The organism is Rhodococcus sp. NPDC058532 (assembly GCF_042719255.1).
Classification (GTDB): domain Bacteria; phylum Actinomycetota; class Actinomycetes; order Mycobacteriales; family Mycobacteriaceae; genus Rhodococcus_G.
Map to the genome: position 1 here is coordinate 109,385 of NZ_JBHXNU010000012.1, position 13,595 is coordinate 122,979.

Annotated in this window: 15 protein-coding genes; 10 read left to right on the plus strand and 5 right to left on the minus strand. The window is 71.1% G+C overall.

Annotated elements, in window-relative coordinates:
• Positions 1–11 precede the first annotated feature (11 nt).
• The gene (locus tag ACFWQG_RS15605; protein WP_378508533.1) at positions 12–641 is read left to right on the plus strand and encodes a TetR/AcrR family transcriptional regulator; all 630 of its coding nucleotides are present in this window, start codon (positions 12–14) and stop codon (positions 639–641) included.
• 24 nt (positions 642–665) lie between these two features.
• Here the strand turns inward: ACFWQG_RS15605 and ACFWQG_RS15610 are convergent, their stop codons facing one another.
• Positions 666–1,634, minus strand: coding sequence for an NADPH:quinone oxidoreductase family protein (locus ACFWQG_RS15610; protein WP_378508534.1), 969 nt, complete (start codon positions 1,632–1,634; stop codon positions 666–668).
• 170 nt (positions 1,635–1,804) lie between these two features.
• On the opposite strand from ACFWQG_RS15610, the gene ACFWQG_RS15615 reads away from it, so the two are divergent.
• From ACFWQG_RS15615 to ACFWQG_RS15640, 6 genes are read left to right on the plus strand one after another with little or no spacing between them, the layout of a single operon-like run.
• On the plus strand, positions 1,805–2,608 hold the full coding sequence (locus ACFWQG_RS15615) for a crotonase/enoyl-CoA hydratase family protein (protein ID WP_378508535.1): 804 nt from the start codon (positions 1,805–1,807) through the stop codon (positions 2,606–2,608).
• Between the two features lie 44 nt (positions 2,609–2,652).
• Complete coding sequence (locus ACFWQG_RS15620; protein WP_378508536.1) at positions 2,653–3,846, plus strand: thiolase family protein; 1,194 nt, start codon at positions 2,653–2,655, stop codon at positions 3,844–3,846.
• Positions 3,847–3,873: 27 nt separating this feature from the next.
• The gene (locus ACFWQG_RS15625) at positions 3,874–4,635 is read left to right on the plus strand and encodes a 3-hydroxyacyl-CoA dehydrogenase (protein WP_378508537.1); all 762 of its coding nucleotides are present in this window, start codon (positions 3,874–3,876) and stop codon (positions 4,633–4,635) included.
• Between the two features lie 24 nt (positions 4,636–4,659).
• A complete protein-coding gene (locus tag ACFWQG_RS15630; protein WP_378508538.1) occupies positions 4,660–5,280 on the plus strand; it encodes a TetR/AcrR family transcriptional regulator in 621 nt (206 codons plus the stop codon).
• A gap of 23 nt (positions 5,281–5,303) precedes the next feature.
• On the plus strand, positions 5,304–6,287 hold the full coding sequence (locus ACFWQG_RS15635; protein ID WP_378508539.1) for an NAD(P)H-dependent flavin oxidoreductase: 984 nt from the start codon (positions 5,304–5,306) through the stop codon (positions 6,285–6,287).
• A 20-nt stretch (positions 6,288–6,307) separates the two neighbouring features.
• Positions 6,308–7,465, plus strand: coding sequence for an acyl-CoA dehydrogenase family protein (locus tag ACFWQG_RS15640; RefSeq protein WP_378508540.1), 1,158 nt, complete (start codon positions 6,308–6,310; stop codon positions 7,463–7,465).
• An 8-nt stretch (positions 7,466–7,473) separates the two neighbouring features.
• Here the strand turns inward: ACFWQG_RS15640 and ACFWQG_RS15645 are convergent, their stop codons facing one another.
• The 4 genes from ACFWQG_RS15645 to ACFWQG_RS15660 form a co-directional block, all read right to left on the minus strand.
• Positions 7,474–7,824, minus strand: a complete 351-nt coding sequence (locus ACFWQG_RS15645) for an antibiotic biosynthesis monooxygenase (protein ID WP_378508541.1) — start codon at positions 7,822–7,824, stop codon at positions 7,474–7,476.
• Between the two features lie 111 nt (positions 7,825–7,935).
• The gene (locus tag ACFWQG_RS15650) at positions 7,936–8,601 is read right to left on the minus strand and encodes a histidine phosphatase family protein (protein ID WP_378508542.1); all 666 of its coding nucleotides are present in this window, start codon (positions 8,599–8,601) and stop codon (positions 7,936–7,938) included.
• Position 8,602: 1 nt separating this feature from the next.
• Positions 8,603–9,523, minus strand: coding sequence for a prephenate dehydratase (gene pheA, locus ACFWQG_RS15655; RefSeq protein WP_378508543.1), 921 nt, complete (start codon positions 9,521–9,523; stop codon positions 8,603–8,605).
• Positions 9,524–9,646: 123 nt separating this feature from the next.
• Entirely contained in the window at positions 9,647–10,375 is a 729-nt protein-coding gene (locus ACFWQG_RS15660; RefSeq protein WP_378508544.1) for a hypothetical protein, read from the minus strand.
• A 129-nt stretch (positions 10,376–10,504) separates the two neighbouring features.
• Between ACFWQG_RS15660 and ACFWQG_RS15665 the strand changes: the two genes are divergently transcribed.
• From ACFWQG_RS15665 to ACFWQG_RS15675, 3 genes are all read left to right on the plus strand, one after another.
• Positions 10,505–11,272: a DUF2470 domain-containing protein gene (locus ACFWQG_RS15665; RefSeq protein WP_378508545.1), complete on the plus strand. Its 768-nt coding sequence runs from the start codon at positions 10,505–10,507 to the stop codon at positions 11,270–11,272.
• A 31-nt stretch (positions 11,273–11,303) separates the two neighbouring features.
• A complete protein-coding gene (locus ACFWQG_RS15670) occupies positions 11,304–12,116 on the plus strand; it encodes a CPBP family intramembrane glutamic endopeptidase (RefSeq protein ID WP_378508546.1) in 813 nt (270 codons plus the stop codon).
• A gap of 288 nt (positions 12,117–12,404) precedes the next feature.
• Positions 12,405–13,589: an LCP family protein gene (locus ACFWQG_RS15675; protein ID WP_378508594.1), complete on the plus strand. Its 1,185-nt coding sequence runs from the start codon at positions 12,405–12,407 to the stop codon at positions 13,587–13,589.
• Positions 13,590–13,595: the final 6 nt, after the last annotated feature.

Here is a 13,595-nt window from a genome sequence, read left to right on the forward strand (position 1 = left end):
TTGGTAGGGCAATGGGTGAACCCGTCGACGAGCCGGCTCTCGTCGAGACGTCCGGCGGCTGGCGGCAACTCGACGACGTCGAACTGACCCCGATCCTGTCGGCATCACTCGACGCCTTCTACGAGCTGGGCTATCACGGGACCACGGTCCGCGAGGTGGCCAGGCGGGTCGGCGTCACGGTGCCTGCGCTGTACTACCACCATGACAACAAGGAAGGGCTGCTGATTGCCCTGCTCGAGTTGTCGACGGCCGACGTGCTTGCGCGGGCGCACAACGCCGATGCCGACGGCGGCGACGATCCGGTGCGGCGACTCGCGAACGTGATCGAGGCGATCGTTCTGCGGATGACGCAACGCGCGCGGTTGGCATCGCTTGAGGGAGAGGTGCGGTACCTGAGCGCGGAGAACCGGCAGCGGTACCGGGCGGTGCGCAAGGGGATCGAGCAGGTCGTGCTGCGAATCGTCGAAGATGGCTCGGCCAGTGGGGTTTTCGATGTCGATGACCCCGCGGAGACGACCCGGGCGCTGCTCGGCATGTGCCAGTCCATCCCCCGCTGGTACCACGCGGAGGGCACCCTGTCCCCCGAGAAGGTCGCGGGGAAGTATGCCGCCATCGCAATGAAAACCGTTGGGGTGAAGTAGGACCCGGATCGAGTGAGCCCACCCTCACGGCCGGAGGTCGAGCGCCACTTTGCCGGTGGCGCCCCGCGATTCAAGGCTGCGCAGCGCGTCGGCCGCGCGGCCGATCGGGTGGAGGACCGGTTCGGCAACCCGCAGGACGCCCGACGCGAGGAGCGGCTCGAGCTCGGCCCACTGGCGGGCCGGGTAGCCGAGATCCTCCCGCAGATACTCGCCCCAACCGGCACCGAGCACCGAAATATTCTTCAGCAGTAGACGATTCACCTTGACGGTGGGGATTTCGCCCCCGGTGAAGCCGAGCACCACATGCCTGCCGCCGACGGCGAGGCTGCGCAGGCTGTCCAGGAATCGGTCGCCCCCGACCGGGTCGAGGACGATGTCGACGCCACGGCCACCGGTGATCTCGGCGACGGCGCCCTTGAACCCGTCGGCGAGGACCGTGTGCGTTGCCCGATGGGCCGCGGCGACCCGGCCCTTCTCCTCGGTGCTCACGACGGCGATGGTGTCGAGCCCGAGTGCGGCTGCGACCTGCAGGGACGCCGTCCCGAGCCCGCCTGCGGCGCCGTGCACGAGGACCGTGTCCCCCGGACGGCACCCGGCCCGTTCGGTGAGCGCGAAGTGGGCGGTGAAGTAGTTCATCAGGAACCCGGCCCCCGCGGTCAGCGACACCGCGTCGGGGAGCCGGAACACCGCCGCCGCGGGGACCGCGACGGTCCGTTGCCATGCGCCGCCGAACGCCAGCACCGCAACCCGGTCGCCGGAGCGAAATCCGCTGTCGGATGGCGCATCCCGGACGATCCCGGCACCCTCGACGCCCGGCGTGAACGGCACCGGGCGCACCACCTGGTAACTGCCGGACGTCTGGAGCAGGTCGGGGAACGAGACGCCCGCCGCGTCGAGGTCGACGACCACCAGGCCTGCCGGGTCGGGCTCCGGAACGTCGACGACCCGCACTCCGTCCGGCCCGATCGCCTCGACAACCTGCACTGCCCGCATGCCGTCTCTCCTTGTTCGACTGTCGGCCGCAGGCGCGACCCTCCCCATCAGTACCAGACGCACCGGAGCGGTCGCTGGGCGAAAGCCGACCGTTGACCGCTCGCCACCGGCGTGATAGGTGTCTTAGCGAGCGTTCAGTAATTGCGAGTTCCCGTCACCGGAGGAGCACCATGGCCGACGATCCGTCCACCCCGCCCGAGCAGGCGGCGCTGTACGAGCGCCGCGGCAACGTCGCCCTCATCACCCTGAACCGACCGCGCGCGATGAACGCGGTCAATGCGGCGCTGTCCACCGCCCTCGGCACCCTGCTCGAGCGGGCCGATGCCGACGACGACGTCCGGGTCATCGTGCTGACCGGCGCGGGACGAGCGTTCTGCGCTGGCGCCGACCTCAAGGCGCTCGGATCCGGCCAGTCCCTCGACGCGGACGGCCACCCGGGCTGGGGCTTCGCTGGCTACGTCCAGCACTGGGTCGGCAAGCCGACCATCGCCGCCGTCAACGGCTTCGCGCTCGGCGGCGGCACCGAACTCGTCCTCGCCAGCGACCTCGCGGTCATCGACGAGAACGCCACGCTCGGCCTGCCCGAGGTCAAGCGCGGCCTGTTCGCCGCGGCAGGCGGCGTCATCCGACTTCAGCAGCAGATCCCGAAGAAGATCGCGATGGAGATGGCCCTCACCGGTGAGCCGATCAGCGCCGTCGAGGGCAGGCGCCTCGGTCTCGTCAACCGCGTCGCCCCCGCGGGCACCGCCCTCGAGGTCGCACTCGAGCTCGCCGAGACGATCGCCGCCAACGCGCCGCTCGCGGTGCGCGAGTCGAAGGCAATGATCCACGCGACCGCACTCGGGCCGGACTGGGAGCAGGAGGTGTGGGACGCCAACGCGAAGGCGATCGGCGTCGTGTTCTCCAGCGCCGACGCCCAGGAGGGCCCGGCCGCCTTCGCCGAGAAGCGCGCACCGATCTGGCAGGGGCGCTGAAGCATGACCGAAACCGTGATCCCCACGTCCCGAAGGGAACTCCCATGACCAACGCAGTCATCGTCGACGCGGTCCGGCTCGCCTCCGGGAAGGGCAAGACCGGCGGCGCCCTATCCGGCACCCACCCGGTCGAGCTTCTCGCCCACGTCCTGCGCGCCATCGTCGACCGCAATGGCATCGACCCGGCGCAGGTCGACGACGTCATCGGCGGATGCGTGCAACAGGTCGGCGAGCAGGCGCTGAACATCTCCCGCACCGCGTTGCTCTCCGCCGGGTTCCCGGATTCGGTGCCCGCCACCACAATCGACCGGCAATGCGGATCGAGCCAGCAGGCGGCGCACTTCGCCGCACAGGGGGTCATCGCGGGCGCCTACGACATCGCCATCGCCTGCGGCGTCGAATCGATGAGCCGCATCCCGATGGGCACCTCCCCGATCGGGCAGGATGCGAACGGCCCCGGAATCGCCGCGCGGTATCCGGAAGGCCTGGTTCACCAGGGCATCTCGGCGGAGTTGATCTCCGCGAGGTGGAAGCTCGACCGGGACACCCTCGACACCTACGCGGCCCGGTCACACCAGCGCGCCGCCGCCGCGAGCACCGCGGGCACCTTCGACAGGGAGATCGTCCCGATCGACGTCACCACCGCCTCCGGTGACGTCGTCGCGCACACCGTCGACGAGACCGTCCGCGCCGCTACCACCGCCGAGGGCCTCGCGGGACTGCGACCGTCGTTCCGCACCGACGCCGTCGCCGCTCGCTTCCCCGAGGCACCCTGGCAGATCACGCCCGGCAACTCGTCGCCGCTCACCGACGGCGCGTCGGCGGTACTGATCATGAGCGAGGAGATGGCGAACAGGCTGGGGCTGACCCCGCGCGCCCGCTTCCACTCGTTCGCCGTCGCAGGCGACGACCCGCTGTTCATGCTGACCGCACCGATCCCGGCGACCCACAAGGTGCTCGCGCGGGCCGGACTGCGCATCGACGACATCGACGCATACGAGGTCAACGAGGCCTTCGCCCCGGTGCCGCTGGCGTGGGCCCACGAATTCAACGCCGACCCGGCCCGACTGAACCCGCTCGGCGGTGCGATCGCCCTCGGCCACGCGCTCGGCTCCTCGGGCACCCGGCTGTTGACCACCCTCGTGCACCACCTCGAGGCAACCGGCGGCCGCTACGGCCTGCAGACCATGTGCGAGGGCGCGGGCATGGCCAACGCCACCATCATCGAACGACTCTGACTCACACCCTCTTTCGAAAGGACCTTCATGATCGTCAACGACAGCGTCGCCGTCGTCACCGGCGGCGCGTCCGGCCTCGGGCTCGCCACCGTCAAGGCCCTGCTCGCCGACGGTGCCCAGGTCGTCATCATCGACCTGCCTGCCTCCAACGGCGAGGTGGTTGCCAAGGAATTGGGTGACCGGGTGCGGTTCGCCGCCGCCGACGTCACCGACGAGGCGGCCGTCGCCGAGGCACTCGACGTCGCGGAATCGCTCGGCCCGCTGCGGGTCGCGGTGAACTGCGCGGGCATCGGCAACGCCGTCAAGACCGTCGGCAAGCAGGGCGTCTTCCCGCTCGACGCGTTCAAGAAGGTCGTCGACGTCAACCTGTTCGGCACCTTCAACGTGCTCCGCCTGGCCGCCGAGCGGATCGCCAGGACCGAACCGGTCGACGGCGAGCGCGGCGTCATCATCAACACCGCCTCCGTCGCCGCCTTCGACGGCCAGATCGGCCAGGCCGCATACTCCGCGTCCAAGGGCGGCGTGGTCGGCATGACGCTGCCGATCGCCCGCGACCTGGCCTCCCTGCTGATCCGCGTCGTCACCATCGCGCCCGGCCTGTTCAAGACCCCACTGCTCGGCTCGCTACCCGAGGAGGCGCAGCGTTCGCTCGGCGGCCAGGTGCCGCACCCGTCGCGCCTCGGCGATCCAGCGGAGTACGGCGCCCTCGCCGCGCACATCGTGTCGAACCCGATGCTCAACGGGGAGACGATCCGCCTCGACGGCGCCATCCGCATGGCCCCGCGCTGACCCGCCGGTCGCGAGGAGGGGCCGATGCCGTCATTGCCGACGACCACCACCGCCTGGCGGCACTTCGAGCCACTGCGGCTCGGCCCCATCCTCGACCATGCGCTTGACGCGTTCCACGAGAACGGTTTCCACGGAACAACCGTGCGCGAGCTTGCCCGCCGGGTCGGGGTCACGGTGCCCGCGCTGTACTACCACCACGAGAACAAGGAAGCGGTCCTCGTCGCGATCGTCGACGCGACCGTCCGTGACCTGATCGGCCGCTGCCGGTCCGCGGTCGCCGACGGCGGCGAGGACCCGGTGCTGCGGTTCACCTACTTCTTCGACGCGGTCGTGTTGAACATGACGCACCGCGCCAGGCAGTCCGCGCTCGACTCCGAGGTGCGGCACCTGTCGCCGGCAAACCGACGCACCTACGCGACCACCCGCAAGGAACTCGAACTGATCGCACTCGGCCTGGTCACCGACGGCACCCGGCAGGGAGTGTTCGCCGTCGACGACATCCCCGAGACGGTTCGTGCCCTACTCGGCATGGGTCAGTCGATCGCCCGCTGGTACCAGATCGACGGGCCGCTGACCCCGGATGCCGTCGCCGCCCGCTACACCGACATCGCCCTGCGCATCGTCGGCCATCCGGCATCGCCCTGAGCCCCTACCGCGAGGAGACCATCGTGCTGTCCACCGCATTCACCACAACCTTCGGCGTCCGTCACCCGATCGTGCAGGGCGGCATGCAGTGGGTCGGACGCGCCGAACTCGTTGCTGCCGTGGCCAATGCGGGTGCGCTCGGCATGCTCACCGCCCTGACGCAGCCCACTCCGGAGGAGCTGGCCAGGGAGATCGCCCGCACCCGCGAGCTGACCGACCAACCGTTCGGCGTGAACCTGACCATCCTTCCGGCGATCACCCCGCCGCCCTATCAGGAGTACCGGCAGGTCATCATCGACTCCGGGGTCACGGTCGTCGAGACCGCGGGCTCCAGCCCCGCACCGCACCTACCCGATTTCCACGCCGCCGGGATCAAGGTGCTGCACAAGTGCACCAGCGTCCGGCACGCGGTTGCGGCGCAGGACCTCGGCGTCGACGGCATCAGCATCGACGGCTTCGAATGCGCGGGGCACCCCGGTGAGGACGACGTCCCCGGACTGGTACTGATCGCCGCTGCCGCGGAACAGATCACGATCCCGATGATCGCGTCCGGCGGCTTCGGTGACGGCCGCGGTCTGGTCGCGGCGGTCGCGCTCGGTGCCGACGGCATCAACATGGGCACCCGCTTCATGTGCACCGAGGAGTCACCGATCCACCGCACGATCAAGGAGGCGATCGTCGCGGCGAACGAGACCGACACCGAACTGATCCTACGGCCCCTGCGCAACACCGCGCGCGTCGCGAGCAACACCGTCAGCCGCGAGGTCGTCGACATCCTCAGCCGGGGCGGACTGTTCGAGGATGTGCGCGAGCTGGTTGCCGGCGCTCGCGGACGTCTGGTCTACGAGAACGGGGACCCCGAGGCAGGCATCTGGTCGGTGGGCACCGTTCAGGGCATCATCCACGACATCCCCACCGCCGGAGACCTCGTCGAACGGATCGTCGCCGACGCCGAGGCCTTGATATCCGAACGTCTTGCCGGACTGCTGAATCCCGTCCACACCTGATCCACCAGAGGAGAGCGACCATGAAGCGCACCCACTTCGAAGCCGACCACGAGGACTACCGCAACACCGTCCGCGAGTTCCTGGCCCGCGAGGTCGAGCCGCACTACCTGCAGTGGGAGGAGGACCGGCTGATCGACCGGTCGGCGTACCTCGCCGCGGGCAAGTCCGGCATCCTCGGCCTCGGCGTCCCCGAGCAGTTCGGCGGGTCCGGTGTCACCGACTACCGGTTCCGGCACGTGGTCGCGGAGGAGATCGCCCGCACCGGAAGCACCTCGTTCGGTGCGAGCCTCAGCCTGCAGGACGACATCGTGATCCCGTACCTGCTGCACCTGGGCACCGACGCACAGAAGGAACGCTGGCTGCCCCGATTGGCGTCGGGAGAGCTGATCGGCGCGATCGCGATGACCGAGCCCGGCGCAGGGTCCGACCTGCAGGGCATTCGGACCACCGCCGTGCGGGTCGGCGACGAATGGGTGATCAACGGGCAGAAAACGTTCATCACCAACGGCATTCACTCCGATCTCGTGATCGTGGTGTGCCGCACCGACCCGAACGCAGGCAGCAAGGGCTTCTCGCTGATCGTCGTCGAGCGTGACGCACCCGGGTTCAGCCGGGGGCGGAAGCTGCACAAGGTCGGTCTCGCCGCGCAGGACACCGCCGAACTCGTCTTCGAGGACGTCCGGGTGCCTGCGCAGAACCTGCTCGGCACCGAGGGCCGCGGGTTCGTCCACCTGATGGAGAACCTGCCGCTGGAGCGAATCGGGATCGCGGTCAGCGCGATCACCGCCGCGCGCGCCGCGTACGAGTGGACGACGGCGTACGCGTTCGAGCGCAAGGCATTCGGCAATCCGATCGGAGATCTGCAGAACACCCGCTTCGCCCTCGCCGAGATGCTCACCGAGATCGAGGTCACCGAGTCGCATGTCGACCGCTGCGTGATCGCGTTGAACGCGGGCGAGTTGACCGCGGTCGACGCGTCGAAGGCTAAGTGGTGGGCCTCGGAACTGCAGAAGCGGGTCGTGGACCGCGGTGTGCAATTGCATGGCGGCTACGGCTACATGATGGAGTACCCGATCGGCCGCGCCTACGTCGACGCCCGGATCCAGACCATCTACGGCGGCACCACCGAGATCATGAAGGAGATCATCGGCCGCGACATCGCTGCCGGGTTTAGGTAGCGGCCCGGTCAGCTGCGCGGGCGGTCGAAGAGGTCGACCACCGTCGACGCATGCTCGACCGGGATGTCAACGGCAATGTGTTCGCCCATCCGCAGCCAGCCGCCCCGCAGCGTCGAGGTCATCCACTTGTCCAGTGCATCACGGGTTTCGAACCGGAGCACGATCACGCACACGTCCGACGTGCTGCTCTCCTTCAGCCAGCCGCCGCCGAGGAAGCCGGGGAACATCCGGGCGAGCCCGAGACCGCTCTGAATCCAATCGGCGAAGGCGTCGTCGCGACCGGACATGATCCGGCGCACGATCGTCGTGGTGACGTTGGCAACCGCACCCGGGTTGCCGGGGTCATCGGATTCGGTCACTGCCCCTGCCTCGCTCACGCACGACGGACGCGCCGTGTGCGTTCCGAACTTACCAGGCACGGCTGCGGTGACCAGCACGGTTCGCCCGGGTGCGGGCCGGTCCCGCGGCGGTCATCCCATCGGGTCGTCGACGATGTCGACGGCGGGCGGGCGGAAGGGGGCCAGCAGCGCGCCCCAGCGCACGCACTCCCACCCGGCGGCCGTCGGGACCAGCTCGATGGTCTGGGTGTTGTCCAGGTGAGTGTCCGCGGAGAAGGTGCCGTCGACGTCGGCGAGGTGCCGGGCGACGAGTCGGATCGCGGCGCCGTGACTGACGACGAGCACGTCGCCGTCCTCGTCGGTGCCGTCGAGGTAGCGGCCGCGCAGCGACTCCACGACGGGCAGGTACCGCTCGAGAACGTCCGCACCGGACTCGCCACCCGGCATCCTTGCGCCGAGCTCGCCCTGATGCCAGGCGTGGAAGACGGACGCGTACATCTGGTGCGAGGCCCGGTCGGCACGATCCTCCAGGTCGCCGGCCTGTGCCTCGTGGATACCCTCGTGCACCTGCACCACGATCCCGGAGGCCCGCTCGATGAATCCGGCGGTCTGCCTGGCGCGCAACGCCTCCGACGCGACCACCGCCTTCGGGGGCGGACCGGCCAACGCCGTCCCGAACGCCTGCGCCTGCCCCTCCCCCATCGCGGTGAGGCGCGCGCCCGGCAGCCGGGTGTCCAACCGGCGGGCGACGTTCGCCTCGGTCTGTCCGTGCCGGACCAGGATCAGTTTGCCCGCCACGTCAGTTCGTTCCTTCCGGTTCGCCGCCCCGGATCCGCTCGAGCCAGCCGCTCGCCTCCTGGTCGGACGGCGGTCGGCCCTGGCCGGGTGTTGCCGTCGCCCAGGACCCAAGAAACCGGACCGTGTGCTTGCGGTGCAGGGCTTTCAGGGCCTCCGCCACCGCCGAATCCTCGACGTGCCCGCTGCAGTCCAGGTAGAAGCGGTAGGTTCCGAACTCGACCCGGGTCGGCCTGGACTCGATTCGGGTGAGATCGATTCCGCGGGTGGAGAATTCGGCCATCGCCCCGACCAGGGATCCGGGCTCGTGATGGAGCTGCAGCACCACCGACGTGCGATCGGAGCCGGTCGCCGGGGGCACCGGGCGGGGTCGCGTGACGAGAACGAAACGTGTTCGGGCACCAGAGAAGTCGGCGACCCCCTCGGCGAGCACAGCGAGCCCGAGGCGGTCGCTGGCGAGGGCGGTGGACACCCCGGCATCCGCGCGGCCTGCGGCGACGTCCTCGGCGGCACCCGCGTTCGACGACGCCGATTCGACGACGGCGTCCGGCAGGTTCGCCTCGATCCAGTTCCGCACCTGCGCCTCGGCGACCGGGTACGCCCGGATGGTGCGGACGTCGGCGAGGTCTGTGCCCGGCCGGCCCACGATCGTGAAGGCCACGTCCAGTTCGGTTTCCGCGACGATCTGCAACCGGTCGCCAGCGGCGAGCGCGTCCATCGTCGGCCGAACCGGACCCTCGACGGAACTTTCGATCGGCACCACCGCCCCCTCGACCGATCCGTCCCGAACGGCCGCCAGCGCGGCAGGCGGGCTGGCGGCGACGACCCGCTCAACCGGACCGTCGAAGGCACCCGACGACTCGAGTTGGTCGAGCGCCATCTCGGTGAAGGTTCCGGAGGGTCCAAAGTAAGCGATGCGCGGCACCCGTCCAGGTTACGCACCCCCGCCAACCCCCTCCCCGAGCCCGACACGCCGAATCCGACATGCCGCCACGGCACCCCGCTGATCGAGTGACGCGTCCGTTCAGCCAGCGGGGGCGGGCGGGGATCAGGCGAGGCCGATGTCGGCGTGGATGCCGCGTGCCCGCAGCTGCTCGGCGACCGCGTCGGCGTCGGGAACGGCGATCCCGACGAGCACCTCCCGCACCGCGGCTGCGGCGGCCGCGCTGAGCGCGGCGACCGGGCCCGGGTCGGCCGCCCGATACGCGGCCGGGATGTCGTCACCGCGCAGCGCCGCGACGGTGGCGGCGAGGATCGCCACCACCTCAGCCCCGTCGGCCGCGTGCGCGACGAACCCGGTGTCGGAGTGCGCGAGCACGGCAAGGAAGTCGGCGACGTCGTCGGCGTCGAGCCCGGCGGACAGTACCGGCTGCGCGCCTGCGGCGACGATGCGCTCGGCGGACTCGGCCGCCCACCCGCGTCCGGCCGCACCGGGGTGGACGCGGATCGCGAGCAGGCCGGGCAGCCGGACCGGGTCGCCCGCGGCAAGGGCGAGCGCGTCGGCGAGGTGCTCGAGGGGGCAGTCGACCTCGATCCGCGCAGGCTCCACCGGAACGACAAGCGATTCGGGAGCGAGGTCCAGACGCAGCCACAGCGGGCCGTCGAGGCCGTTCGTGTCGCCGAGCGCGGACGCGGCACGCACCGGCGGACCGACCAGCGCGTCCCGTGCGCGACCACGGGCGCTGTCGGCGTCGGGGCGGGCCCGGGAGATCAGCCCCGCGAACGGGGGCTGGGGTTCGCTGGGGGCGGGTGGTTGCAGGTTGAGCAGGGTGGCCACCGGTCAACGGTATCCCCGGCGCGAACCCTTGCGCGGCCCGCCCCTCTCATCTAACTTAGGCATGGCTAACCTATTGTGACCGCCGCCGCATCTCGGGAATCCACCCCGCGCGGACCGAAAAGGAGCATCATGACCGCCGCCGCAGTCCTCGGCCCGTCCACCGCCGAACGCGTCCGCACCGCCTGCGCTCGCGCCGGGCAGGCGGTCCTCGCCGCCGACGGCAGCGATCCGGTCACCGTCGCGGTCCACCACCTGCGCTCCGGCGGTGACGTCGTCCTCGCCGTCCCGGACGGCACCGCGGTCACCGCGCTGACCTGGCAGGCCGGCCGCGGCGGCCTGCCCGCCGTCCTCGAACTCACCGACCACGCACCGCTCGTCCTGCGCGAACCGGTCCGCTCCCTGGTGTGGCTGCGCGGCAGCCTGCACGCCGTCCCCGCCGAGGCGGTCCGCGCCCTCGCCTCCGCCGTCGCCGCCGACCACCCGGACCCGGCCCTGCTCGACGTCGGCCACACCACCACCCTGCTGCGACTGGTGCTCGACTCCGTCGTCGTCGCCGACAGCCACGGCGCCGAACCGGTGCCGCTCGGGGACCTCCTCACCGCGCCGCTCGACCCGTTCTGGTCGGTGGAGGACTGCTGGCTCGAGCATCTGGAGGCGGGCCACGGCGACCTCGTTCATCAACTGGCGCAGCGCCTTCCGTCGCATCTGCGCCACGGACGGGTCCGCCCACTCGGGCTGGACCGCTACGGCATCCGACTGCGGGTCGAGGGACCGACCGGCGACAACGACGTCCGACTGCCGTTTGGCGAACCCGTCGACGACGCCGCCGGACTGAACCGGGCGCTGCGCATCCTCGTTGGCTGCCCGTTCCTCAACGGCCTGCGCGCCCGACACTGAGGCGCGCCGCGCTCGCGCCTATCGTCGTCACGTGACCCGGCTCGACGACTGGCTCCGGCCGACCCCGCCAACACCGACGGACCCACCACTGGACCCGGCGCAGCGCCGTGCGCTGTGGGTCGAGGTCACGGTCGTCCTGCTGGTCACCTTCGGTCTCAGCGGGCTGTCCGGTGCCCTGTCGCTGATCGAGACCGCGATGGCACCGGGCCAACTGTCCGACCAGTCCGTCGCCCTGAACGCCTCCCGCTCCACCATCGGCTGGATCGACCTCGGCAGGCAACTGCTCGGCATCGCCCGACTCTGCGCGTGGGCGGCACTTGGCCTGTACCTGCTGTGGCGCAGCGGGCTCGGGCCGGAACGGATCGGTCTCGGCCCGCGCCCGCGCTGGCGACGCGACCTGCTGCCGGGTGTCGGACTCGCCGCGCTGATCGGGCTGCCCGGGCTGGTCCTCTACCTGGCCGCGACCGCGGTCGGGGCCAACCTCACCGTGGTCCCCAGCACCGTCGACGACCACTGGTGGCGGCTGCCGGCGCTGGTGCTGTGGGCGCTCGCCAACTCGGCCGCCGAGGAGGTGCTGGTGGTCGCCTACCTGCTCTCCCGGCTGCGGCGACTCGGCTGGAGCGAGAACGCCGCGCTCGGGGCGTCGGCCCTACTCCGCGGCAGCTACCACCTCTACCAGGGCATCGGCGGCGGCCTCGGGAACGTCGTGATGGGCCTGGTGTTCGGCCGGTACTGGCAGCGGACCGGAAAGCTGTGGCCGCTGGTCGTCGCGCACTGGCTGATCGACACCGTCGCGTTCGTCGGCTACACCGTGCTGCACGACCACCTGCCGTGGCTGCCCTGACCGACGTCGACCAGGAATCCGGTGGTCGCCAGTACAGTTTCTTGGGTGAGCGGCGACCACCCCCGATATCGCGACCCCCGTGACCCCGCGGTGGGGCGCGGGGCCGATCCGCGGCGCGGGCACGGTTCGGGGCCCGCACCGCAGGGCGCGGGGCGACCGCAGCCGCACCGGGGCAGCGTGCCGCCGCAGCAGTACCCCGTTCGGCACCCGGACCCCCGTCCGGGCCAGGTCCGCGGCGGGCCCCCGCCGCGGAATCGGCCCGCGCCACCGCCGGAGGGCACACAGGTCATCCGCCGCGACGGCCGCCCCGCCCCGGCGCGGGCGTGGTCCCAGGAACCGGACCCGCGACCGCCCCGCCCCGCGCCGCAACCCCGCCCCAGGGCGGCCTCCGGTCACGCCCCGACCCAGACCCCCCGTCCGTACCCGGAGCGCCGCGCCGGGACCCCGGTCCCGCCGCCGCCACCGCCGCCGCGCCCACGACGCCCCGCCGGCCCACCGCCAGCGGAGCCGGCACCGAGGCGTCGCGCCCGCTGGGGCCGCCGCCTCGGGCTGACGGTGCTGGTGCTGCTGCTGGTCATGGTCGGCTCGGTGGTCTACCTCGACCGCTCACTGAATCGGATCGACGCGCTCGCCGACTATCCAGGACGGATCGCCGATACCCCTGGCACCAACTGGCTGCTGGTCGGCTCCGACAGCCGCGCGGGCCTGACCGCCGAGCAGGACCGGGAACTGGCCGCGGGCGGCGACATCCAGGGCAAGCGCACCGACACCATCATCGTGGTGCACATCCCGAAGAGCGGCGGCGCGACGATGGTGTCCATCCCCCGCGACTCGTACGTCAACATTCCCGGGTGGGGCAGCGACAAGATCAACGCGGCCTTCTCGATCGACGGCGGCGGACCGCAACTGCTGGTGCAGACCGTCGAGGAGGCGACGGGCCTGCGGATGGACCACTACGCGGAGATCGGATTCGGCGGCTTTGCCGGCATCGTCGACGCGATCGGCGGCGTCCACCTGTGCGTGCCGTACCCGATCGACGACCCGCTCGCGGGGATCAACCTGCAGGCCGGGTGCCAGGATCTGACCGGGCCCGAGGCGCTCGGCTTCGTCCGCAGCCGCGCAACCCCGCTCGCCGACCTGGATCGGATGAACAACCAGCGCCTGTTCATGTCGGCGATGCTGGACAAGGCGACGAGTCTGGGCACGATGATCAATCCGCTGCGGTTGTGGCCGATGATCACCGAGGCGGCGGGGTCGCTGCAGGTGGACGAGGACGATCACCTGTGGCACCTGGGCGCGCTCGCCCTGGCGATGCGCGGCGACCTGGTGACGACCACGGTCCCGATCGGCGGGTTCGAGGACGTCGCCGGATCCGGCAACGTGCTGCGCTGGGACCGGGACGCGGCCTCCCGGTTCTTCGATGCGCTGGCCAACGACGAGCCGGTGCCCGCGGACCTGGTCACCACCAACTGATCCGGG